General features: G+C 70.8%; 17 protein-coding genes. 7 read left to right on the forward strand and 10 right to left on the reverse strand.

The genetic code is table 11. The features are described from left to right. Window positions 1-63: 63 nt before the first annotated feature. Genes glgX through treZ form a run of 3 tightly spaced genes read left to right on the forward strand, consistent with a single transcriptional unit; the run spans window position 64 to window position 6334 of the window. On the forward strand, window positions 64-2274 hold the full coding sequence (glgX, locus tag H286_RS0108920; RefSeq protein WP_020097878.1) for a glycogen debranching protein GlgX: 2211 nt from the start codon (window positions 64-66) through the stop codon (window positions 2272-2274). After that, on the forward strand, window positions 2271-4619 hold the full coding sequence (gene treY, locus H286_RS0108925) for a malto-oligosyltrehalose synthase (RefSeq protein WP_020097879.1): 2349 nt from the start codon (window positions 2271-2273) through the stop codon (window positions 4617-4619). Before glgX ends, treY begins: the two co-directional genes overlap by 4 nt. Then, complete coding sequence (gene treZ, locus H286_RS0108930) at window positions 4616-6334, forward strand: malto-oligosyltrehalose trehalohydrolase (protein WP_020097880.1); 1719 nt, start codon at window positions 4616-4618, stop codon at window positions 6332-6334. The genes treY and treZ overlap by 4 nt, the downstream gene beginning before the upstream one ends. 153 nt (window positions 6335-6487) lie before the next feature. On the opposite strand, the gene H286_RS0108935 is transcribed toward treZ, so the two are convergent. After that, window positions 6488-7804, reverse strand: coding sequence for an HNH endonuclease signature motif containing protein (locus H286_RS0108935; RefSeq protein ID WP_028497458.1), 1317 nt, complete (start codon window positions 7802-7804; stop codon window positions 6488-6490). A 199-nt stretch (window positions 7805-8003) separates the two neighbouring features. Between H286_RS0108935 and H286_RS0108940 the strand changes: the two genes are divergently transcribed. Continuing rightward, window positions 8004-8822, forward strand: coding sequence for a hypothetical protein (locus tag H286_RS0108940; RefSeq protein WP_020097882.1), 819 nt, complete (start codon window positions 8004-8006; stop codon window positions 8820-8822). Window positions 8823-8826: 4 nt separating this feature from the next. Here H286_RS0108940 and H286_RS0108945 read toward each other — a convergent pair whose 3' ends face one another. The 4 genes from H286_RS0108945 to H286_RS0108960 all read right to left on the reverse strand — a co-directional run bounded on the left by H286_RS0108945 (window position 8827) and on the right by H286_RS0108960 (window position 11389). Continuing rightward, entirely contained in the window at window positions 8827-9552 is a 726-nt protein-coding gene (locus H286_RS0108945; RefSeq protein WP_020097883.1) for a glutamine amidotransferase-related protein, read from the reverse strand. 42 nt (window positions 9553-9594) lie between these two features. Beyond that, window positions 9595-10329 (reverse strand): LysR family substrate-binding domain-containing protein, encoded by a 735-nt coding sequence (locus H286_RS0108950; protein ID WP_020097884.1) that lies wholly within the window; start codon window positions 10327-10329, stop codon window positions 9595-9597. A 59-nt stretch (window positions 10330-10388) separates the two neighbouring features. Further along, window positions 10389-10901 (reverse strand): thermonuclease family protein, encoded by a 513-nt coding sequence (locus H286_RS0108955; RefSeq protein ID WP_020097885.1) that lies wholly within the window; start codon window positions 10899-10901, stop codon window positions 10389-10391. A gap of 80 nt (window positions 10902-10981) precedes the next feature. Then, complete coding sequence (locus tag H286_RS0108960) at window positions 10982-11389, reverse strand: UDP-3-O-(3-hydroxymyristoyl)glucosamine N-acyltransferase (protein ID WP_018185630.1); 408 nt, start codon at window positions 11387-11389, stop codon at window positions 10982-10984. A 114-nt stretch (window positions 11390-11503) separates the two neighbouring features. Between H286_RS0108960 and H286_RS0108965 the strand changes: the two genes are divergently transcribed. After that, window positions 11504-12151: a YitT family protein gene (locus tag H286_RS0108965; RefSeq protein ID WP_018185629.1), complete on the forward strand. Its 648-nt coding sequence runs from the start codon at window positions 11504-11506 to the stop codon at window positions 12149-12151. Beyond that, window positions 12151-12450 (forward strand): putative quinol monooxygenase, encoded by a 300-nt coding sequence (locus H286_RS0108970; protein ID WP_231370926.1) that lies wholly within the window; start codon window positions 12151-12153, stop codon window positions 12448-12450. The genes H286_RS0108965 and H286_RS0108970 overlap by 1 nt, the downstream gene beginning before the upstream one ends. Window positions 12451-12462: 12 nt before the next feature. Here H286_RS0108970 and H286_RS0108975 read toward each other — a convergent pair whose 3' ends face one another. From H286_RS0108975 to H286_RS0108990, 4 genes are all read right to left on the reverse strand, one after another. Continuing rightward, on the reverse strand, window positions 12463-13236 hold the full coding sequence (locus H286_RS0108975; RefSeq protein WP_020097886.1) for a DNA-formamidopyrimidine glycosylase family protein: 774 nt from the start codon (window positions 13234-13236) through the stop codon (window positions 12463-12465). Next, entirely contained in the window at window positions 13229-17938 is a 4710-nt protein-coding gene (locus tag H286_RS0108980) for an ATP-dependent helicase (protein WP_020097887.1), read from the reverse strand. The genes H286_RS0108975 and H286_RS0108980 overlap by 8 nt, the downstream gene beginning before the upstream one ends. Window positions 17939-17997: 59 nt before the next feature. Next, window positions 17998-19674 carry an ABC-F family ATP-binding cassette domain-containing protein gene (locus tag H286_RS0108985; RefSeq protein WP_020097888.1) on the reverse strand — a complete coding sequence of 559 codons (1677 nt, stop codon included), beginning with the start codon at window positions 19672-19674 and terminating at the stop codon, window positions 17998-18000. A gap of 285 nt (window positions 19675-19959) precedes the next feature. Next, window positions 19960-20619: an alpha/beta hydrolase gene (locus H286_RS0108990; RefSeq protein WP_020097889.1), complete on the reverse strand. Its 660-nt coding sequence runs from the start codon at window positions 20617-20619 to the stop codon at window positions 19960-19962. A gap of 84 nt (window positions 20620-20703) precedes the next feature. Between H286_RS0108990 and H286_RS0108995 the strand changes: the two genes are divergently transcribed. Continuing rightward, window positions 20704-21330, forward strand: coding sequence for an NUDIX hydrolase family protein (locus H286_RS0108995; RefSeq protein WP_020097890.1), 627 nt, complete (start codon window positions 20704-20706; stop codon window positions 21328-21330). A gap of 18 nt (window positions 21331-21348) precedes the next feature. Here the strand turns inward: H286_RS0108995 and H286_RS0109000 are convergent, their stop codons facing one another. Beyond that, on the reverse strand, window positions 21349-22416 hold the full coding sequence (locus H286_RS0109000) for a threonine aldolase family protein (RefSeq protein WP_020097891.1): 1068 nt from the start codon (window positions 22414-22416) through the stop codon (window positions 21349-21351). Window positions 22417-22441 lie beyond the last annotated feature (25 nt).

Consider the following 22441-nt stretch of genomic DNA (forward strand, 5'->3'; position numbering starts at 1 on the left):
AAGGGCCCGGGGTCGGAAATACTGCCTGGGTACTGTGGCATTCCACCTATCACAGGAGTCCGCATGCAGGTTTGGCCCGGTTCCGCTTACCCTCTGGGAGCGACCTTCGACGGTAATGGGACGAACTTCGCCCTGTTCAGCGAGTGCGCCGAGAAGGTCGAGCTCTGCCTGTTCGACGAGAGCGGCGAGGAGACGCGCGTCGAACTCATCGACGTCGACGCGTTCGTCTGGCACGCCTACCTGCCGTCGGTGCAGCCGGGGCAGCGCTACGGCTACCGCGTGCACGGGCCCTACGACCCCGAGAACGGTCAGCGGTTCAACCCGAACAAGCTTCTCCTCGACCCGTACGCGAAGGCCGTGGACGGTCAGGTCGAATGGGACCAGTCCGTCTTCAGCTACACGTTCGGCGACCCCGATTCGACCAACGACGACGACTCCGCCGCGGCCATGATGAAGGGCGTCGTCGTCAACCCGTACTTCGACTGGCAGGGTGACCGCCAGCCGAAGACGCCGTACGCCGAGAGCGTCATCTACGAAGCCCATGTGAAGGGCCTCACGATGACGCACCCCGACATCCCCGAGGACATCCGCGGCACCTACAGTGCCATCGCGCATCCGGTGATCATCGAGCACCTCAAGAAGATCGGCGTCACGGCGCTCGAGCTCATGCCGGTGCACCAGTTCGTGAACGACTCGACGCTCCAGGAGAAGGACCTCTCCAACTACTGGGGTTACAACACGATCGCCTTCTTCGCGCCGCAGAACACCTACTCGGCTGCGGGCGGCGTCGGCCAGCAGGTGCAGGAGTTCAAGGCGATGGTGCGCGCGCTCCACGCCGCGGGCATCGAGGTCATCCTCGACGTCGTGTACAACCACACCGCCGAGGGCAACCACATGGGCCCGACGCTCTCGATGCGCGGCATCGACAACCTCGCCTACTACCGGCTCGAGGACGACGACAAGCGGTACTACACGGACTACACCGGCACGGGCAACAGCCTCAACGTCGGCAACCCGCACACGCTGCAGCTCATCATGGACTCGCTGCGCTACTGGGTGCTCGAGATGCACGTCGACGGCTTCCGCTTCGACCTCGCTTCGACCCTCGCCCGCGAGTTCTACGACGTCGACCGCCTGTCGGCCTTCTTCGAGCTCGTGCAGCAGGACCCGATCGTCAGCCAGGTGAAGCTGATCGCCGAGCCGTGGGATATCGGCCCCGGCGGGTACCAGGTCGGCAACTTCCCGCCCCAGTGGACCGAGTGGAACGGCAAGTACCGTGACACCGTCCGCGACTTCTGGCGCGGGGAGCCCTCCACGCTCGGAGAGTTCGCGCTGCGGCTCACCGGGTCCGCCGACCTCTACGAGCAGGACGGGCGGTGGCCGGTGGCATCCATCAACTTCGTCACCGCGCACGACGGGTTCACCCTGCGCGACCTCGTCTCGTACAACGAGAAGCACAACGAGGCCAACGGTGAGGACAACAACGACGGCGAATCGCACAACCGTTCGTATAACCACGGCGTCGAGGGACCGACGGATGATCCCGACGTCCTCCGGGTGCGAGCGCGCCAGCAGCGCAACTTCCTCGCGACGATGCTGCTGAGCCAGGGCGTGCCGATGATCTCCCATGGCGACGAGCTCGGTCGCTCGCAGCACGGCAACAACAACGGCTACGCGCAGGACAACGAGCTCACCTGGATCGACTGGACGGCGATCGACCAGCCCCTCATCGAGTTCACCTCGGTGCTCGCGCGACTGCGCCGCGACCACCCGACGTTCCGGCGGCGGCGGTTCTTCGACGGGCGTCCGGTGCGGCGCGAGGAGGGAGCACCGCTCCCCGACATCGCGTGGATCCGTCCGGACGGTTCGGCGATGCAGCCCGAGGATTGGGATTCTGGCTTCGGCCGCGCCGTGGGCGTCTTCCTCAACGGTGACGGCATCCGCGAGCGCGACCGCCGCGGCGAGGAGATCCACGACCGCCACTTCTTCGTGTTCTTCAACGCGAGCGACGAGGCGATCGACTTCACCATCCCCACGGCGACCGCCAGCCCGCGCTGGGAGGTCATCGTCGACACCGCCGGCGGCGTGGACGAGATCCCCATCGTCGACCCCGGCGGCACGGTCACGGTCGGAGGTCGGGCGCTCGTCGTCCTGCGCGACCACGAGCAGGAGACGGTCGAAGTCGATTCATCGGTGGCCGCGTCCCTTTCCGCGATGACCGGGGCGATCGACGTCCCCGCGCAGTCGCAGCAGAGCGAGCTTCCGCACTCATGACCGACGACCAGAAGGCTCCGCTGTCCACCTATCGGCTGCAGATCCGGGCCGGATTCGATCTGGATGCCGCAGCCGAGCTGACCGACTACCTGCGTGATCTGGGAGTGGACTGGGCCTACCTGTCGCCGATCCTGGCCGCGACGAGCGGATCGGACCACGGCTACGACGTCGTGGACCCGACGGTCGTCGACCCCGAGCGCGGCGGCCCCGAGGGGCTGTCGCGGTTCGCCGCCGCGGCGCGCGCGGCGGGCCTCGGCATCCTGATCGACATCGTGCCGAACCACCAGGGCGTCTCGGACCCGCGGCAGAACCCGTGGTGGTGGGACGTCCTGCGCCAGGGGCAGGCGTCGCCCCACGCGGCGGCCTTCGACGTGAACTGGGCGCTCGGCGGACGGCTGCGGCTGCCCGTGCTCGGGTCGGAGCTCGATGCCGCCGTCGAGGCGGGCGAGATCACGATCGATGCCGAGGCGGGCGTCGTCCGGTACTTCGACCACGAGTTCCCGCTCGCGGACGGCACCGGCGAGGGTGACGTCCGCGACGTCCTCGCGGCGCAGCACTACGAGCTGCTGTTCTGGCGCCGCGGCGACGCGGAACTCAACTACCGTCGCTTCTTCGCCGTGACGACGCTCGCGGGCGTCCGCGTCGAGGACCCGGCCGTGTTCGACGCGAGCCACGTCGAGATCGTGCGGTGGATCGACGAGGGTCTCGCCGACGGTCTGCGGGTCGACCACCCGGACGGCCTCGCCGACCCGGGCGGGTACCTCGACCTGCTGGCGGATGCCACGGATGGCGCGTACGTGCTGGTGGAGAAGATCCTCGAGCACGGCGAGGACCTGCCGTCGTGGTGGGCGACCGAGGGCACGACCGGATACGACGCGATGGCGGTCCTCGACCGCGTGCTCGTCGATCCGTCCGGCGAGCAGGGCCTCACCTTGCTCGACACGCAGCTGCGAGACGGTGCGGCAGCCGACTACGCCGACATGATGCACGAGGCCAAGCTCGCGTGGGCGACCGACGGCTTGCACGCCGAGGTGCTCCGGCTCGCGGCGCTCGTCCCCGCCGGTGAGCGGAACGGCGCGTCCGACGAGCAGTGGCTCGACGCGCTCGCCGAGCTGCTCGCGGCGTTCCCGGTGTACCGCGCCTACCTTCCCGCCGGTGTCGAAGAGGTCGATGAGGCGGTCGCGCTGGCGTCGTCGCGCCGTCCCGAGCTGGGCGACGCGTTCGAGACGATCGCGGCGCGCCTGACGGCCGGCCCCGACAGCGAGTTCACGAGGCGGTTCATGCAGTCGACCGGTCCCGTCATGGCGAAGGGCGTCGAGGACACGACGTTCTACCGCTGGACCCGGCTCGGCACGCTCACCGAGGTGGGCGGCGACCCGACCGAGTTCGCGGTCGACGTCGACGGGTTCCATGCGGCATCCGCTCGTCGTCAGGCTTCGTGGCCGGCGGCGATGACGTCGCTGTCGACGCACGACACGAAGCGCAGCGAGGACGTCCGGACGCGCCTGTCCGTGCTGGCCGAGCTGCCGGAGCGGTGGGCCGAGGTCCTCGGCGAGCTGCGCCAGGTCGCCTCGACCGGTGACGGCCCGTTCGACAACCTGCTGTGGCAGGCGATCGTCGGCGCGTGGCCCGCATCGCGAGAGCGCCTGCACGCGTACGCCGAGAAGGCGTCGCGCGAAGCGGGGAACAGCACGACCTGGTCGGACCCTGATGAGGCCTTCGAAGAGAAGATGCACGACCTCGTCGATGCCGCCTTCGGCGATGCGCGGGCGATCGTCGAGGGTTTCGTGGACGAGATCACGCCGCTCGGCCGGTCGAACTCGCTCTCGCTGAAGCTGCTGCAGTTGGCCGGCCCGGGCGTCCCGGACGTCTACCAGGGCACCGAGCTGTGGGACCACTCGCTCGTCGACCCCGACAACCGTCGCGAGGTCGACTTCGCGGAACGCCGGCGCCTGCTCGCACGTCTCGACGAGGGGTGGATGCCGCCGGTCGACGCGTCGGGCGCGGCGAAGCTGCTCGTGGTGTCGCGCGCCTTGCGGTTGAAGCGCGACCATCCGGAGCTGTTCACGCGGTACACGCCGATGACGGTCGCGGGGGAGGCCGCGGACCACGCGGTCGCCTTCGACCGCGGCGGCGTCGTGGCGGTGGCGACGCGGTTGCCGGCCGGGCTCGCCGCTCGCGGCGGCTGGGGCGACACCGAGGTGCTGACGCACGTCGGCCCGACGGTCGACGTGCTGACCGGGCGCCGGTTCGAGGGCGGTCGTCTGCGGCTCGCCGACCTGCTGGACACCTACCCCGTCGCGCTGCTCGCGCCGGCGGACGTCATCGAAGGGGACGCATCGTGATCGAGGTCTGGGCTCCGCGTGTCGAGCGGGTGCGGCTGCGCCGCCCCGATGCGGACGACGTCGCGCTGACCGCCGCCGGTGACGGCTGGTGGCGCACCGACGTCGCGCTGGCGGACGGCGACGAGTACGGCTTCGTCCTCGGTGACGGCGACGACCTTCGTCCCGACCCGCGGTCGCGGCGGCAGCCGCGAGGCGTCCACGACGCGTCGGCGTGGGTGGACCCGGCATCCTTCCCGTGGACGGATGAGGCGTGGACCGGCCGTCAGCTCGCTGGCGGGCTGATCTACGAGCTGCACCTCGGGACGTTCACGCACGAAGGGACGTTGGATGCCGCGATCGCCCGGTTCGACCACCTGATCGACATCGGCGTGACGCACATCGAGCTGCTGCCCGTGAATGCCTTCAACGGCACCCACAACTGGGGCTACGACGGCGTGCTGTGGTACGCCGTGCAGGAGACGTACGGCGGTCCGGCTGCGTATCAGCGCTTCGTGGATGCCGCGCACGCGGCGGGCCTCGCGGTGATCCAGGACGTCGTCTACAACCACCTGGGGCCGAGCGGGAACTACCTGCCCGAGTACGGTCCGTACCTGCGCGACGGGTCGCGGAATACATGGGGCGACAGCCTCAACCTCGACGAGGCGGCCGTGCGGTCGTTCATCGTCGACAACGCGCTGATGTGGATGCGGGACTTCCACGTCGACGGTCTGCGGCTGGACGCCGTGCACGCGCTGCACGAGTCCGGGGAGCAGCCGGTGCACATCCTGCAGGAGATCGCGGAGCGGACCGACGCGCTGAGCGCGCACGTCGGGCGGCCGCTCACGCTCATCGCCGAGAGCGACCTGAACGATCCGGTGATGTTCCTGCCGCGCGAGGCCGGCGGGTACGGCCTGACGGCGCAGTGGTCGGATGACTGGCATCACGCCGTGCACGTCGCACTGACCGGCGAGGCGGTCGGCTACTACGAGGACTTCGCCGACCCCGAGGCGCTGCCGAAGGTGTGGACGGAGGGCTTCTTCCACAACGGCACCTACTCGTCGTTCCGCGAGCGGGATCACGGCAAGCCCGTGCCCGACGACGCGGCATCCTGGCGACTGGTGACCTACGCGCAGGATCACGATCAGATCGGCAACCGCGCGGCGGGAGACCGGTTGACGGCGACGCTGTCGGCCGATCGGCTCGCGGTCGCCGCCGTGCTGACGCTGACCGCGCCCGGGACGCCGATGCTGTTCATGGGCGAAGAGTGGGGTGCGTCGACGCCGTGGCAGTTCTTCACCTCGCACCCCGAGCCGGAACTCGCCGAGGCGACGGCGAAGGGCCGGATCGCGGAGTTCGTGAAGATGGGCTGGGACGAGAGCATCGTGCCGCACCCCAACGACCCCGCGACGTTCGAGCGGTCGAAGCTGGACTGGTCCGAGGTGTCGCAGGGCGATCACGCGCGGCTGCTGGATCTCTACCGGCAGTTGGCCGATCTGCGGCGCTCGCGGCCCGAGCTGACCCACCCGGGTCCCGGTGGGCGGGATGCCGAGGTGCAGACCACCTCGACAGGTCCCCGGTACGTGCTGCACCGCGGCGCGGCGCGGGTTCTCGTGAACCTGTCGTCCGAGCCGTGGGAGGTCGCCGGCGGCGACGTCTGGATCGCGTCCGTCGAGCCGACGTCGGCCGGCGAGCGGCTTGTCGTGGCCCCGGAGTCCGCGGTCGTCGTCGGGGCGTAGTCCGCGTTCCCCTGTCGCGACGCGCCGTGCGCGCTCGCCGTCCGCGACAGGGGAAGTGGGATGCCGGGGGTCGCTCATCGGCTGTGGCTGTGGCGCGGTGTTCTGCGTGGCGCAGCGCGCGCAGGATCGGCCCCGGTTCAGGCCTGTGTCGGGTCAGAAGGGTGCCGGGTCTCCGGGGTGTGTGGTGGCAGGGGTGAAGGCGACGGCCGGGGTGGGTGCGTCTTCGCGGTAGATCCTGCCGAGGGGTGAGGTCCATTCCAGGACTCCACCCCTCAGTTGTCGGACCCGCCATGCGGTGAACTGCTTCATCGAATGGTGTCGTTGGCATAGGTGGGCGAGGTTGGAGAGTTCGGTTTTGCCGCCGAGGGTGTGGTCGTGGGTGTGGTCGACTTCGCACCGGATGGCGGCGACGCGGCAGCCGGGGAACCGGCAGTGCTGGTCGCGGGCTTGCAGGAACCGTCGCATCCCGGATGGGACACGGTACGAGTCGGTGGAGACGGTGACTCCGGTGGTGGGGTCGTGGAACAGGCGCTCCCACGTGTGCGTCGCACCGGCGAGAAGGCGGGCGGTCGCAGGGTCAATGGGGGAGCGGCCGGTCAGATCGCACGGTCCATCATCGGCACCGATCAGAGTCGCTGCGGGAATCAGTACCTGCACGCGCGCGCGGATCGCGCCCAGTGGCCCGGCGGTCGTGTCGCGCGTGTCATCAAGCGACGGCGTGCCGGCGAAGAGCAGGTCGGCGAGCACGTCGGCGCGGACCTGATCGGTCGATCTCCCGTCGGTCGCGATCACATCTAAGGGCGCCGAGCGCTCCTCGCGGGTGTCGACAATCGCCCGCGCCTGCTGTGTGAGCCGGTCGTGGATCCCCTCCGCAATCACGGTCGGCAGGGTCGCGATCAAATCCGACATCCCGTCCCGGCCCGGGATCAACCTGACGCACCGCCGCGCCGCAGCTTCCTCATGCCGCTCGGCGAACGATCGCGGATGCATCCGGTGCGCCAGGATCTCCAGCTCACCCCGCACTCGGTTCGGGGTCTCGCCTTCGCATCGCTCGATCGCAATGGCTTCGAACTCAGCCCATATCTCTGCGGGTAGGTTCAGCCCGGTCTCGACGATCGCCTTCACATGCCCGCGCACGATCCGCCCGGCTTCCCACGCGGCCACGGCCGCCGGGAATCCTTCGATCGTCACCCGAGCCTCCCCGATCCGACGCTGCACGGTGCGGTCGGTGGTCCGCATCGCTCCGCCGATCTCTGCGGCGGTCGACCGCAGCACCATGTCGTGCAGGGTCACTTTCGCGTTCGGGGGCGCGCCCTGTTCCTCCGCCAGTCGGCCCGCAGCAGCGAGCGTACGGAGCTGCGCGATCTGCACCGCGGCCATCCGCCGCTCCACGTCCTCGACGTCCGCAACGATGCCCGCAATGGCGGCGAGATACGCATCGCCACCAGGGGTTTCCATCGCTTCTGTCATACCTGAACTATCGCACCAGCCTCCGACATCGGGACCCTGAAAACTGCGGAACTCAGGCGCCGCGAACAGATCCAAAATGAGGAACCTCTCACTCGCGAATCGACACCCGACGCACCCGACCTTCACCCCCCTCAAGCCCCGCTCGAAGCCTGTCAAGAGGTCGCCGCCGCGCGCCACGGGGACGTACCGTGACGGCATGATGAGCTCCACCGCATCCCGTTCGTCGGACCTCACCCGCCAGATCGTCGTGATCTCGGCGGTGACGTTCATGCTGATCGCCGCCCTGTTCGGGGCCGGCGTCCTCGGCGGGACTCCGGTTCAGGACCTGCAGAACGGCGCGCTCTCGGCGACCTCCACGGTGCTCGCTCCCGCGGCCCAGGCCTTCTCGATCTGGAGCGTCATCTACCTGTTCATGATCGCGTACACGATCTGGCAGGCACTCCCGTCGCAGCGCGGCAGTGACCGCCAGCGCAAGGTCGGCTACCCGATCGCCCTCACGGCCGTCCTCAACGGGCTCTGGCTGCTGGCCGCCCAGTACACGACGCTCCTCGTCACCGTCCTGACGATCGTCGCCCTGCTCGTCGCGCTGGGCTGGACCATCCGCATCCTGGTGCTCAATCCGCCGCGCACGTTCGCCGAGACGTTCTCCACCGACGTCACCGTCGGACTGCACCTGGGCTGGGTCACGCTCGCCACCGTCGCGAACACGACCGCCTGGCTGACCGCTGAGGTCGCGCCGACGTCGTGGGGCGACGCCGCCACCGCGTGGGGGATCGCCGTCATCATCGTGGTCGTCCTGATCGCCGCCGCGAGCGCGATCCGCACCGGCGGACGCCTCGCACCGGCGCTCGCTTCGGCGTGGGGACTGCTGTGGATCGGCATCGGCCGGTTCGCGACCGAACCTCAGTCCACCCCGATCGCGATCACGGCGTGGATCGCCGCCGCGATCGTCGTGATCGTCCCTCTCGTGCTCTGGGCACGCGGACGTCGCGGGGAACTCTCGCTCGCGCGCAGCTGAGCGGTCAGAAGATCTCGGCGAATCGGCGCAGCAGCCGCTGCGGCTCGTCGAGATCGGCCGCGAGCACGACCGCGGCGACGGTGTCGTACTCGTCCGCGTCGAAGTAGCCGTGGTTGCGGTAGATCGTCATCCGCTCGGTGAACGCGACGCCGGTCGGCTCGGGGTGGAACTGCGTCGCGTACAGCCGGTCGCCGATCCGGAACGCCTGCACGGGGCACTCGTCGTTCGTCGCGAGGAGCACGGCGCCCTCGGGCAGCCGCTCGATGGCCTCCTTGTGCGCCGTCAGGGCGGTGAACTCGGCCTCCAGCCCGCCGAACAGGAGATCCTGCCGACCCGCATCAGTGAGACGGATGCCGGTGGGCCCCGTCCCCTCCGGGTACTCCCGCGTCACCTCGCCGCCGAGGGCGCGTGAGGCGACACCGATCCCGAAGCACGTGAACAGCGCGGTCGTCCGCCCCGCCACGGCAGCCTGTGCCACGGCCTGCAGCCCCGCCTCGATCCGCACCTGCTCCGCGGACTTGGTGGCGTCGGCATCCGTCGTGTTGAACGGGCTGCCGCCGACCACGAAGCCGCGCCAGCGTTCGAACGCGTCGGCGGGCAGGTCGTCGTCGACGAGGTTCCAGCGCTCGAGGCCGGACTCGCCGACGCTCATCGCCTGGTGGAACGACGCGTACTCGCCGTCCGCGGCATCCACCTGCGGGCGAACGCACAGATAGACGAGCGGAGCCATTCCTCGAGTCTAAATGCCCGGTCCGGGGCCGAACGCCGTGCGTCAGCGCGAGGAGTTCGAGGTGCGCCCCCGGACGATCCCCACGAACGTGTCGACCAGCTCGGTCGCCCCCTCGGCGGGCCAGGCGAGTGCGACGGCGGATGCCGGGGCCTCCGCGAGCGGCCGGAACGTCACGTCCTTGCGGTGGTGCAGTCGGGCGAGCGACATGGGCACGAGGACGATCCCGACGCCGGTGGCCACGATCTCGACCGCCTCGCCCGTCGTGGCCGGCGCCGCGAATCGCGGCTCCGAGGTCCCCGCGACATCGAAGGACAGGACGTCGTCGCCCGGCACGATCCGGACCTCGCCGAGAAGGTCTTCCGCGGTCAGCTCGTCCGCCGCCGTCAGAGCGGAGTCGGCAGCGCACACCACGACCGTCGTCTCCTCGTAGAGCGGGATGACGTTCAGACCGTCGCGGTCGATCGGCAGCCGGACGATCGCCGCATCCACGTCGCCCCGCGCGAACGCCGCGCGTTGATCCGCGACCGCGAGAGGGACGAGCTCGAGCGGGTTGCGCGGCATCCGGGTCTTCCAGATGTCGATCCACTTGCCCGGCGTCGCCCCCGGGATCGCGCCGAGGCGGAACGGGCCCGACGGCGGTGCGGGTACCGGCGCGGCCTGCGTGGGTGCCGGCTTCCGCTTCGCCGTGGGCTTCGGAGTCGGCTTGGCGCCCCCCGCGCGGCCTTTCCCCGGCGTTGGACGGCCGCCCTTGCGCTGGGGTCCGCCGCGTGTCGCCATGCCTGCCAGCGTAGCCGCGCGCCTCGGGACGCTTCGGGATGCCACGGGGATGCCGCGGCTCAGCAGGTGCCCCATCGTCCGGCGCCCTCGGCCCGAGCGGCGGACTCGGCAGCGGCGAACCGCTTCGCGTAGCGGGTGTTCGGTGCGATGCGGAGCGTCGCAGCGTGGCCCTCCGCCACGAGCGCCTCGTTGACGAACGTCCCGTCCGCGGTCCACAGGTAGCGGAGTTCGCGGTCGTACCGGTCGAGGTCCTCCCGGTCGGCGACGGCCCGGAGGCGGGCGCCCTCGGGCGCGAGCTCGCGCAGCCGGGCGGTCGCGGCATCCGCTCCGCATTCCGGTTCGGGATGCGCCTCGGGAGCGTCGATGCCGATCAGACGGACTCGAGTACCGTCCGCAGTCACGAGTGTGTCGCCGTCGACCACGCGCTGCACCGTGATCACGTCGGCTCCCGCCGGCATCCCCTCACCCGTCGACCCGCGCAGAGCGGATGCCGCGACCCAGATCCCCGCCAGCAGGAGCGCACCGACGAACCCCGCGACGACGGCGCGGGTCGAGCGGCGCGGGGTGGTCATGCGCCGAGGCTAACCCCAGCCACAGACGAAGGCCCGACCCCTGGAGAGGGATCGGGCCTTGCAGACGTGTGAGGGGGCGGTCAGGCCGCCAAGCGGAGGCCGCGACGGTCGGTCGCGACGCGCTCGCCTTCGGGGATGCTCTCGTCGTCGCCGATGAGGGACTCCGGTGCGACCCGCGCTCCGGCGCCGACGAAGCAGCGGACGCCGATCTTCGCGCCGGCACCGATGGCTGCTCCGGGTCCGATGTGCGCGTGGGGTGCGATCTCTGCGTTCGGGCCGATGACGGCCTCCGGTTCGATCCACACTCCGCGTCCGATGCGGGCGCCTGCGGCGATCTGCGCCCCGGGTTCGACGTAGCTTCCTGCTTCGACGATCGCACTCGGGTGCACCTTGGCTCCGTTCGCGATCAAGCCACGTCCGTTGGCGTGCTTGCGGTAGCGCAGCGTCTCGCCTCGGTCGTTCTCGATGTCGATGTAGTTCTTGCCCACGGGTCCTCCTTGACGGATACAACGTCCCACAGGGCATTTCATTCCCGAATGGCACCCGAAATCACGGGGTTGACCGCGGCTGGGTAACCTGATTCGGTGACAGCGCACGAAGAGATGGCCGACCCCGCCGCCCCCGAGACGGGCCCGTCGCTCGTCTTCGAGGAGAAGGCCGCTCCGCACACCTGGCTCGACGACATCGTCGGACTCGCGACCGGAACGTTCACCGTTTCCCTGGGATTGTTCCTGCTGCACATGAGCATGGCCGTCACCGGCGGCACCGCGGGCCTGTCCCTGCTGCTGAACTATGCGCTCGACTGGCCGTTCGCGGCACTGTTCGCCGTCGTCAACCTGCCCTTCGGCGTCCTGGCGGTCTGGAAGCGCGGGTGGAACTTCGCCCTCCGCACCCTGGTGTGCATCGGGGCGGTCTCCGGATTCTCCGTCCTCATCGAGCACCTGTTCCTCATCGAGAGGATCGACCCGGTCTTCGGGACCATCGCCGGCAACCTCCTCGCCGGGATCGGCCTGCTGATCGTCTTCCGGCACGGCGCGAGCCTCGGTGGGATCAACGTCGTCGCCCTCGTGATCCAGGATGCGACCGGAATCCGCGTGGGGTGGACCATGATGGTCTTCGATGTCCTCGTCATCCTGCTCGCCCTCCTGGTCGTCCCCTGGCAGTTCGTTCTGCTCAGCGCGGCGGGGGCCGTCGTGCTGAACCTCGTCCTCGCTCTGAACCACCGGCCCGGCCGGTACATCGGTCACTGATGGTCGACATCGGAGGAGTACGCCTGTCGGGCAGGATGATCTGCGCGACGAAGGACGAAGCGGATGCCGTGCGGCGCCACCTCGACGCGCACATCGAGCGCACGCGGGCCGAGGACGGCTGCCTGCTGTTCGAGATCACACCGCTCGGCGGCGGTCGTGCGTGGTCGGTCGAGGAGCTCTGGACCGATGCGTCCACGTTCCGGGAGCACCAGCGACGCGCCGCGGACAGCGAATGGGGTCGCGCGACGGCGGGGATCGAACGCCGTTACCGCGTCGAGGGACTCACGCCGGACGAATGACCGGTCGGCCGGTCACGGCTGGCAGACGGGGCACCAGAACACGATCCGCTCGCTCGTCGCACGCGCCCCGAGCTCCGATCCCTCGATGAGCGTGCCGCAGCGTCGGCACGGCTTGCCGCCGCGTCCGTAGACCCACGTCTGCTTCCCCGGGCGGTTGTCGCCCGTGAACGTGCGCCCCTGTCGATCCCGGTTCGCGCGGATCATCCGCACACCCGTGTCGATGAGACCCGCGACGTCGACCTCCTTCGCGAGTGCGGTGGGACGGATGCCGCGCACGAACAGCAGCTCGTTCGCGTACTCGTTGCCGAACCCGGCGACGTTCCGCTGATCGAGGAGCGCCACGTGGATCGCACGCTCGTCGGCTGCGACGTTCGCCACCGCCTGCGCCGCGTCCCAGTCGGCGGAGAGCGGATCGGGCCCGAGATGCCCGACCACGCGGTCCTCCTCGGCGGTCGGCAGGACCTCGACCATCGCGAGCTCGAAGCCGACGGCGTCCGCGGGTCTCGTGCCGACGATCGCGCGGGCCTGGAAGGCGGGGGCGCGCCACTTCTGGCCCGGCCTGTAGACGTGCCAGCGGCCCTCCATCTTGAGGTGGGAGTGCAGGGTCTGCGCCCCGATGCGCATGAGCAGGTGCTTGCCGCGCGGCACGACCTCGCGCACCGTCTCACCGCGCAGGTCGACCGTGGCGCTCCGCGGCACACGCACCTCGAATCGCGTGACCTCGTGGCCCGCGAGCGCCTCGTGCAGCTTCCGCGCGGCTCGGAAGACGGTGTCGCCCTCAGGCACGCTGAGGCTCCCGTGAGCCGCGCCGCAGGGTGAGGCCCTTGGGCGACTCGACGAAACCGGCGTCGCGGAGGGCGCGGCCGGCGGCGGTCGTGTAGACGAACGCACCGCTCACCTGCTCGATCGTGAGGGTGTCGAGGCCACGGGCGCGCGAGGTCTCGACGAGGCTGCGCGCGGCGGCGACCAGGACGTCCTCGTCGTCGGTGAAGGCGAGCGCGGTGCGCCCGCCGCGCTCGAGGTAGAGCACGAGGGTGCCGTCGACCAGCACGACCAGTCCGCCGGCTTTGCGGCCGGGGCGGTGGTTCACTCCCTCGATCGACGGCCAGTTCAGCGCCGCGCCGTAGGGGTTGGCGGGATCGGTGGCGGCGAGCGTCCGCGCGGTGAGCGGTGCGGGCTCGGGCACCGACGCGAACTCGCGGAGCCGGTCGACGGTCGCCGAGGTCGCGAACTGGGCGGCCCCCAGCTTCTCGACGAAGTAGCCGCGCCGGCAGTGCCCGGCATCCTCGAATCCCGCCAGGATCCGGTACACCTGCGCGAAGCCGCCCGGGACCCCCTCGGCCTGGACCGAGCCGCGGGTGACGACGCCGTAGCGCTCGAGGAGCATGCCCGCCGTCGCGGTCGCCCGCAGGGTCGCATCGTCATCGGGGACGGGCAGCAGCGACCAGCGGCCGCCGACCATGGCCGGGCGCTGCGGTGCGGGCCGCGCCGCGGCGGCGATCGGCGTCCCGCGGAACATGCGGGTGCGGGGTGTCCGCCGCGTCACCCGGTGCGCTTGCGATCCGCCGGCGAGGAGCCCTCGGACGGGCGCGAACGTGTCGTTCGTGACGCGCCCCGACCAGGTCAGGTTCCAGAGCGCGTCGATGACGGACTGCTCGTTCGGCGCCTCGACCATGCCGACCAGCTGACCGGCGAAGTAAGCGCCGCCGGCGCCGAGCGCGTCGAGGAGCGACTGCTCGAACGGCGTCACCTCGTCTTCGGGGATCTGCAGCGTGAGCGTCGCGGCATCCGCGGGGTGCAGTGCGATCCAGCCGTCGCGCCCGGGCAGAGAACCGTGACCCGACCAGAGCACCTCGCCGGTCGCTGTCAGTTCGTCGAGCAGGGCGGGGGAGTAGTTCCGCACGCGCGACGGCAGGATGAGCGATTCCCACGCGCTTGCGGGGAGCGGGACGCCGGCGAGCTGCTCGACCACGGCGAGCACCCCGTCGACCCCTTCGAGCGGACGCGTCAGGTGCTGCCAGACGGGCAGGAAACGCCCCAGCGCCTCGGGCTCGACGGGTTCGACGCTGCCGCGGATCGCGGCGAGCGAACGCATCCGGATGCGGCGCAGCACCTCGCTGTCGCACCACTCGAGGTCGTCCGGGTGTGCGGAGTCCGCGGGCAGGAAGAAACCGCTCGCGAGCCGGCCCTGCGCTTCGAGCCGCTGCAGTGTCTGACGGGCGACGGCGCCGCCCACGCCGAGGCGCGTCGCGACGTCGGAGGTCCGGAACGGTCCGTGCGTGCGGGCGTACCGCGCGACGAGGTCGGCGAGCGGATCGGCGACGGGTTCGAGGAAGGCCGTCGGGATGCCGACGGGCAGCGCCGCGCCGAGGGCGTCGCGCAGGCGGCCCGCATCCTCGATGCCGGCGACGCGGGGGGCGCCGCCGAACGTGACGCGGATGGCGCGGCGGGTGTCGACGAGTTCGTCGAGCAGAGCCGCGGAATCGGCTTCGGTCGCTGCCAGAGCGGGCGCGTCCGGGTCCGTCGCCGCGCCCTCGAGGCGTTCTGCCACCTCGGCGACCGAGAGCGGACCGAGCAGCCGCAGGAGGTCGGCGACACCCTCGACGCCGCGCACGCGCCTCGTCGGGTCGAGTCGCTGGAGTTCGCGTTCGTACTGTTCGATGACGCCGGGGTCGAGCAGCTCGCGCATCTCGATCTTGCCGAGCAGCTCGCTCAGCAGGGCAGGATCGACCGACAGCGCTGCCGCTCGGCGCTCGGCGAGGGGCGAGTCGCCCTCGTACATGAACGCGCCGACATATCCGAAGAGCAGGTCGCGCGCGTACGGCGACGGAGAGCTCGTCGTTGTCTCGACGAGACGGATGCGGCGGTCCGCGATGCTCCGTGCGATCCGCAGCAGGGCCGGGAGGTCGTAGACGTCCTGCAGGACCTCGCGGAGGGTCTCGAGGATGATCGGGAAGGTCGGGTGCTCCTTGGCGACCTCGAGCAGTTGCGCGGAACGCTGGCGCTGTTGCCACAGGGGCGATCGCTTGTTCGGGTTGAGGCGGGGGAGCAGGAGTGCCCGAGCCGCGCATTCGCGGAACCGCGAGGCGAACAGTGCGGACCCGCCGACCTCCGAGGTGACGAGTTGTTCGAGTTCGTCCGCGTCGAAGACGAACAGCTCGGCTCCGGGCGGCTCGGCATCCGTGTCGGGCACGCGGGCGATGATCCCGTCGTCGCTCGCGACCGCGGCACCCTCGACGCCGAGACGCTCGCGGATCCGCGCGTTGACGGCCAGCGCCCACGGTGCGTGCACATGCATGCCGTACGGGGAATGCAGGATGACGCGCCAGTCGCCCACCTCGTCGCGGGAGCGTTCGACGGTCAGGGTCTTGTCGGTCGGAAGGCTGCCCGTCGCCTCGCGCTGCTCGCCGATGTAGGCGAGCAGGTTGCCGATCGCGTTGTCGTCGAGGCCGGATTCCCGCAGCCGCGCGACCGCCTTCTCGGGCTTCGCCGTCGAGAGTTCGCGCGAGAACTTGCCGAGGGCCTCGCCGAGTTCCGCGGGTCTACCGAGACCGTCGCCGTGCCAGAACGGAAGCTTGCCGGGTTGCCCGTAGGCGGGGAGGACGTTCACCCGGTCGTGGGTGATCTCGACGATGCGCCAACTCGTCGTGCCGAGGGTGAACACGTCACCCACGCGGGACTCGTAGACCATCTCCTCGTCGAGCTCGCCGACACGGGCGTTGCGCGCCTCACCCGAGATGAAGACGCCGAACAGTCCCCGGTCGGGGATCGTGCCGCCGCTGGTGACCGCGATGCGCTGCGCACCCGGCCGGCCGGTGATGGTCCCGGCATCCCGATCCCAGACGACGCGGGGACGCAGTTCGGCGAAGGCATCGGACGGGTAGCGGCCGGCGAGCAGGTCGAGTGTCGCTTCGTAGGCCGAGCGGGGGAGGGAGCGGAACGGGGCCGAGCGTTTGACGGTCTCGAACCAGCCCTCGACATCGAGCACGGCCACGGCGGAGGCGGCGATCGTGTGCTGGGCGAGGATGTCGAGCGGATTCTGCGGTACCGAGATCGCCTCGATCTGCCCCGCGAGCATCCGCTCGGTCACGACGGCGGTGTGCAGCACGTCGCCGCGGTGCTTGGGGAAGAGTGCGGCGCGGCTGACCTCGCCGACCTGGTGACCGGCGCGACCGACGCGCTGCAGACCGGATGCCGCCGAGGGCGGCGCCTCGACCTGGATCACGAGGTCGACGGCGCCCATGTCGATGCCGAGCTCAAGGCTGCTCGTCGCGACGACGCAGCGGAGCGCCCCGGACTTCAGCTCGTCCTCGACCTGCGCGCGCTGCTCCTTCGACACCGAGCCGTGGTGCGCCTTCGCGAGGATCGCCTCGACCCCGGCTGACGCGCCCGCCTGCGCCATCATGGCGGCTGGCACGGTCGGATCCGGCACGTCGATGCCGACCCTCTCGGCGTAGATCTCGTTGAGCCGTCCCGTCAGACGCTCCGCGAGGCGACGCGAGTTCGAGAAGACGATGGTGGACCGGTGGGCGAGGATGCGGTCGACGATCGCCTCTTCGACGTGCGGCCAGACCGACCCGGTCATCTCCGACGACTGCGGCGGCGTGTACCAGTTGCCCCCGTCCCCATCCCCGTCGTCGTCCGGATCGACGGCGACCGGCTCCTCCTCCTCGGGGGCACCGGGAGGGGGCGGCGGGTTCGTGAGGTCGTCGATCGGCACGACGACGGACAGGTCGAACGCCTTCGTCGCCTTGGGCGCCACGATGTCGACCGGAGCCGCTCCGCCGAGGAACCGGGCCACCTCATCAATCGGGCGGACCGTCGCCGAGAGGCCGATGCGCTGCGCCGGGGTCTCGAGCAGGGCGTCGAGGCGTTCGAGGCTTACGGCCAGGTGGGCGCCGCGCTTGGTCGCCGCGACGGCGTGGACCTCGTCGACGATGACGGTGTGGATGCCGCGGAGCGTCTCGGCTGCCTGCGAGGTCAGCATCAGATACAGCGACTCGGGCGTCGTGATGAGGATGTCCGGCGGGTCGGCGAGCAGGCGCCGACGGTCCCCGGAAGGCGTGTCGCCGGAGCGGACACCCACGGTCACATCGGGCGCGGGCATTCCGAGACGACGGGCCGACTGCCCGATGCCCACCAGCGGGGAGCGGAGGTTGCGCTCGACGTCGACGCCGAGCGCCTTGAGCGGCGAGACGTAGAGGACGCGCGTGCGGGGAGGCGCGGCATCCGCCCGCTTCTTCCTCCCGCGGCCGGGCTTCTCGTCGTCGGCCGCGGGCTTCTCGGCCACACGGTCGCGGAAGATGCGGTCGAGCGCCCAGAGGAACGCCGACAGCGTCTTGCCCGAGCCGGTCGGGGCGACCACGAGCGCGTGCTTGCCGGCGGAGATCGCCTGCCAGGCGCCGGCCTGCGCAGCCGTGGGTGCGTGGAACGCGCTGCGGAACCAGTCCTGCGTCGCAGGGCTGAACCGCTCGAGGACGTCCGCCATGGTTCCATCATCGCGCGGACCACCGACACCGGGCCGGGGCTTGCGCCCCGGCCCGGTCGTCAGACCTCCGTCATCCGACCCTCCCGGAGTTCCAGGGTGAGGTCGGCGCCGACCCTGCTGAGGAACGCGCCGTCGTGGCTGACGACGAGGACCGCTCCCCGGTAGGCCGACAGAGCCTCGACGAGCTGGTCGACCGTGTCGAGGTCGAGGTTGTTCGTCGGCTCGTCGAGCACCAGGAGGTGCGGCGGCGGGTCGGCGAGCAGCAGACGAGCCAGAGCCACCCGGAACCGCTCGCCGCCCGAGAGCGCCGAGACGGGCCGGTGCACCGTATCGCCGCGGATGAGGAACCGAGCGAGGCGGTTCCTCAGCTCGACGTCACCGACCCCGGGTGCCGCGGCGCGGATGTTCGCCAGCACCGCGGCATCCTCCTCGAGCCCGTCCACCCGCTGCGACAGGTAGCCGATCCGGTCGGTGTGCGCCTCTGCGCGGGCGCCCGACGGTGCCGAGTGCAGGGCGGATGCGGCATCCGACCCCGGTTTCGGCCCACCGCCGTCGGCTGAACCTGCACGCGGCACGTGAGGCGCCGCCCCGGCCGACGCGACGAGCCGTTCGAGCAGCGTCGTCTTGCCCGCGCCGTTCGGTCCGATGAGCGCCACCCGCTCCGGTCCCTGGATGATCCAGGAGCGCTCGCCGTCGCCGATCGTCGCGATGCGGCGACCCGTGCCGACATCCGGATCGGGCAGGTCGATCCGGACCGTGTCGTCGTCGCGCACACGGCGCCCGGCGGTGTCGACCGCGGCACGCGCGGCATCCACCTTCTCGTTCGCCTCGACGCGGAGCTTGCCCGCCGTCACCTGCGCCGAGCGTTTCATGGTGCCTAGCACGATCTTCGGTGCCGCCTTCCGCGCGGCGAGCTTCTTGCCGTGCGCATCGCGCGTGGCAATCGTCGACTCGATCTGCTGCCTGTCTCGCTTCTCCCGCTTCAGTACCTGCCGGGCCGTCGTCTCGGCCTGGGCTGCGGCGGACTGCTCGGTGTCGAGCCACGCCTTCCAGGCCGAGTACGGTCCGCCGAACACCGACAGCTCCGAGCCGTAGAGCTCGGCGGTGTCGTCGAGCTCCTCGAGCAGCGCCGTGTCGTGGCTCACCACGATGAGCGTGCCGCGCCAGGTCCGAACGAGCTCGTGCACGCGGGCTCGCGCGTCGCGGTCGAGGTTGTTCGTCGGCTCGTCGAGCAGGGCGATCTCGGCCCCGCGGAGCCGGACGCCGACGAGGGCCGCCAGGACCGCCTCGCCGCCTGAGAGCTCGCCGACCGCTCGGTCGAGGGCGCCTTCCGGCAGCCCGACCTCGGCGAGGGCAGCGGTCGCCCGCGCCTCGACGTCCCAGTCGTCGCCGACCGTGTCGAAGTGGCGCTCGTCGACATCGCCGCGCTCGATCGCCCGCACGGCGCCCAGGACCTCGCCGATCCCGAGCAGGTCCGCGACGCGGCGTCCGGTGTCGAGCGTCAGCTGTTGCGGCAGCAGGTCGACCCGCCCCGCTGTGGTGATCGAGCCGGATGCCGGTGCGAGGGTCCCGGCGATCAGTTTCAGCAGCGTGGACTTGCCGGATCCGTTCCGGCCGACGAGGCCGGTGCGGCCGCCGCCGAAGGCTCCGGTGACCTCGCTGAGCAGGGCGGTGCCGTCGGGCCAGGCGAAGGTGACGCGGTCGAGGGTGACCGCGGAGGTGAGTGTGGTGGGCATGAGGCGCCTCCCTGTGAGGGGTGCGCGGACGTCTGCGTCGACGGGCCGGTCCGCAGCGCTCGGTGCGGCCGGGCAGCACGATGTGCTGCGGTCGAAGGATGACGGTCCGCGCCGGTCGGTGAATCGATCACCGGGCGGACCGTCGAATCGTCCTCGGGGAGGGTCGACGGGTCAGCGCGGGATCACAGCGCGATCGCGTCGACAACCTTCAACGGCTCTTCCTCACACTCGGGACAGGACATCGATCATCGTAGCCACGTCGGTGAGCGGATGCCAGAGGCCGACTCAGCTCTTCGGTGCGGCCAGCTGCTTTTCGAGGAACACCCGCACGTCGCCGAGCTCCTCTGCTGACACGCTGTGCGCGAGGTCGGGGTAGACGCGTCCGCTGAGGTCGACGTGCCCCGGCAGCCACTGCGCGGTGTGGTCGACGAAACGCGGCGGGATGACCTCGTCGCGCGCGCCGCGTCCCCAGAACACCGGCGGGCGCACCTCGGCCAGCTCGGCATCTCCGTCGGCGGGTTCGGGGAACGCGTAGCCGGCGAGGTTCACGGCGAATGCCGCACCCTGCGGTCGCATCCGCATCATCTGCAGCGCGATGACGCCGCCCTGCGAGAAGCCGAGAAGACCGACGGATGCCGCATCCCCCCGCACACCGTCGACCCAGTCCCAGACGGCACGGGTCGAGCCGACGACCTCGTCGTGGTCGCGGCTCTCGACGCCGTCGATCGTGAACCATGAGTACCCGGGCATCGGGAAGCGGGGGGCGAGCGGCGCGCGCACGGCGGCGACCACGAACTCCGCGGGCAGGTGCGGCGTGAGGCCGAAGAGGTCCGCCTCGTTCGACCCGTAGCCGTGCAGAAGCACCAGCAGCGGCCGATCGCCGCGCTCCTCGGCAGGCGCGGACCACAGGACGGCGTCGGGATCGAGCGGGGAGGCGGCCACCATGCGTCCATCCTGCCCCAGGCCCCCGACACGGGTGACACGTCCGACACGGGGCGCCGCGGCATCCGCTCGGGTATACATGGAGGCATGGCCGTCCGCACTCCCGACCCCGACCCGAACGAGCGTGACGACGAGGGAAGCGGGAGCGATCCGCTCCGCGGGCTCGGGTCGTCGATGGGCCGTCCGGGTTCCGCGGGCAACCCCGCGTGGCTGAGCGACGTCGAGCTCGCCGAGGCACGCCGCCGGCTGCCGATGCTCTACGTCGAGGCCGTCCCGGTGCGTCTGGACGGGATGGGCGCGGTGACCGAGGTCGGCATCCTGCTGCGGGCGACGCCGATGGGCGAGATCTCCCGCACCATCGTGTCGGGCCGCGTCCGCTACGGCGAGACCGTGCGCGATGCGCTGTTCCGCCACCTCGAGAACGACCTGGGGCCGATGGCGTTCCCGATGCTGCCGCCGCAGCCGGCGCCGTTCACCGTGGCCGAGTACTTCCCGATCCCCGGTGTCAGCGCCTTCCACGACGACCGGCAGCACGCCGTCTCGCTCGCGTTCGTCGTGCCCGTGACCGGAACGTGCGAGCCGCGTCAGGACGCGCTCGAGGTCACCTGGATGTCGCCCGAGGAGGCCTCGTCCGACGCGCTCGCGGCCGAGATGGAGGGCGGCCGCTCGACGCTCGTGCGGCAGGCCCTCGCCTCGGTCGGCGCGCTCCGCTGACCCGCGCTTCCCGCGACCTCAGCCGCGGGTCAGGCGCGACAGCGCTGCGACGAAGGCGTCGACGTCGGACTCCGTCGTGTCGAACGAGCACATCCAGCGGACCTCGTTCTTCGAGGCATCCCAGTCGTAGAAGCGGAACGACTCACGGAGCTTCTCGGCGACGCCGTCGGGAAGGATCGCGAAGACGCCGTTCGCCTGCGTCGGCTGGCTGAAGCGCACGCCGTCGATCGATCCGTCGGCCAGCCCCGCCTCGACGGCCGCGCGCAGTCGCGCCGCCATGGCATTGGCGTGGCGGGCGTTCCGCAGGTACAGGTCGCCTTCGTACAGCGCGATCAGCTGGGCCGAGACGAAGCGCATCTTCGACGAGAGCTGCATGTTGAGCTTGCGCAGGTAGGGGAGGCCCTGGGAGGCCGCCGGGTCGAGCACGACGATAGCTTCGGCCGCGAGCGCGCCGTTCTTCGTGCCGCCGGCGCTGACGAGGTCGACACCGGCATCCTTCGTGAAGGCGCGGATCGGCAGGTCGAGCGCCGCAGCGGCGTTCGACAGTCGTGCGCCGTCGAGGTGCAGACGCATGCCGCGCGAGTGGGCGTGGTCGGCGAGGGCGCGGATCTCGTCGGGCGTGTAGAGGGTGCCGAGCTCGGTGGACTGCGTGATCGAGACGACGAGCGGCTGCGCACGGTGCTCATCGCCCCAGCCCCAGGCCTCCATGTCGACGAGCTCGGGGGTCAGCTTGCCGTCGTCGGTCGGGACGTTCAGGATCTTGATGCCGGCGACCTTCTCGGGAGCGCCGCCCTCGTCGACGTTGATGTGGGCGGTGGATGCCGCGACCACAGCGCCCCAGCGGGGGAGCATCGACTGCAGTCCCGTCACGTTCGCGCCGGTGCCGTTGAAGACGGGGAACGCCTGCGACCCCTCGCCGAAGTGGTGCGCGAAGACCTCCTGCAGACGCGCGGTGTACACGTCCTCGCCGTAGGCGATCTGATGGCCGTCGTTGGCGGCGGCGATGGCCGCGAGAACCTCGGGGTGGACCCCCGAGTAGTTGTCGCTGGCGAAGGAGCGGATCATCGGGTCGTGGAGCGTCGTCACCTCTTAAGCCTAGGTCGCGCGGAGG

It is taken from the genome of Microbacterium sp. 11MF (genome assembly GCF_000383475.1).
Taxonomy (GTDB): Bacteria; Actinomycetota; Actinomycetes; order Actinomycetales; family Microbacteriaceae; genus Microbacterium; species Microbacterium aquilitoris.

Excerpts from the sequence above, each read along its gene's own strand:
- glgX (WP_020097878.1), top strand. The coding sequence starts at position 64 with ATGCAGGTTTGGCCCGGTTCCGCTTACCCTCTGGGAGCGACCTTCGAC.
- treY (WP_020097879.1), top strand. The coding sequence starts at position 2,271 with ATGACCGACGACCAGAAGGCTCCGCTGTCCACCTATCGGCTGCAGATC.
- H286_RS0108935 (WP_028497458.1), bottom strand. The coding sequence starts at position 7,804 with ATGACAGAAGCGATGGAAACCCCTGGTGGCGATGCGTATCTCGCCGCC.
- H286_RS0108940 (WP_020097882.1), top strand. The coding sequence starts at position 8,004 with ATGAGCTCCACCGCATCCCGTTCGTCGGACCTCACCCGCCAGATCGTC.
- H286_RS0108945 (WP_020097883.1), bottom strand. The coding sequence starts at position 9,552 with ATGGCTCCGCTCGTCTATCTGTGCGTTCGCCCGCAGGTGGATGCCGCG.
- H286_RS0108950 (WP_020097884.1), bottom strand. The coding sequence starts at position 10,329 with ATGGCGACACGCGGCGGACCCCAGCGCAAGGGCGGCCGTCCAACGCCG.
- H286_RS0108955 (WP_020097885.1), bottom strand. The coding sequence starts at position 10,901 with ATGACCACCCCGCGCCGCTCGACCCGCGCCGTCGTCGCGGGGTTCGTC.
- H286_RS0108965 (WP_018185629.1), top strand. The coding sequence starts at position 11,504 with ATGGCCGACCCCGCCGCCCCCGAGACGGGCCCGTCGCTCGTCTTCGAG.
- H286_RS0108970 (WP_231370926.1), top strand. The coding sequence starts at position 12,151 with ATGGTCGACATCGGAGGAGTACGCCTGTCGGGCAGGATGATCTGCGCG.
- H286_RS0108980 (WP_020097887.1), bottom strand. The coding sequence starts at position 17,938 with ATGGCGGACGTCCTCGAGCGGTTCAGCCCTGCGACGCAGGACTGGTTC.
- H286_RS0108985 (WP_020097888.1), bottom strand. The coding sequence starts at position 19,674 with ATGCCCACCACACTCACCTCCGCGGTCACCCTCGACCGCGTCACCTTC.
- H286_RS0108990 (WP_020097889.1), bottom strand. The coding sequence starts at position 20,619 with ATGGTGGCCGCCTCCCCGCTCGATCCCGACGCCGTCCTGTGGTCCGCG.
- H286_RS0108995 (WP_020097890.1), top strand. The coding sequence starts at position 20,704 with ATGGCCGTCCGCACTCCCGACCCCGACCCGAACGAGCGTGACGACGAG.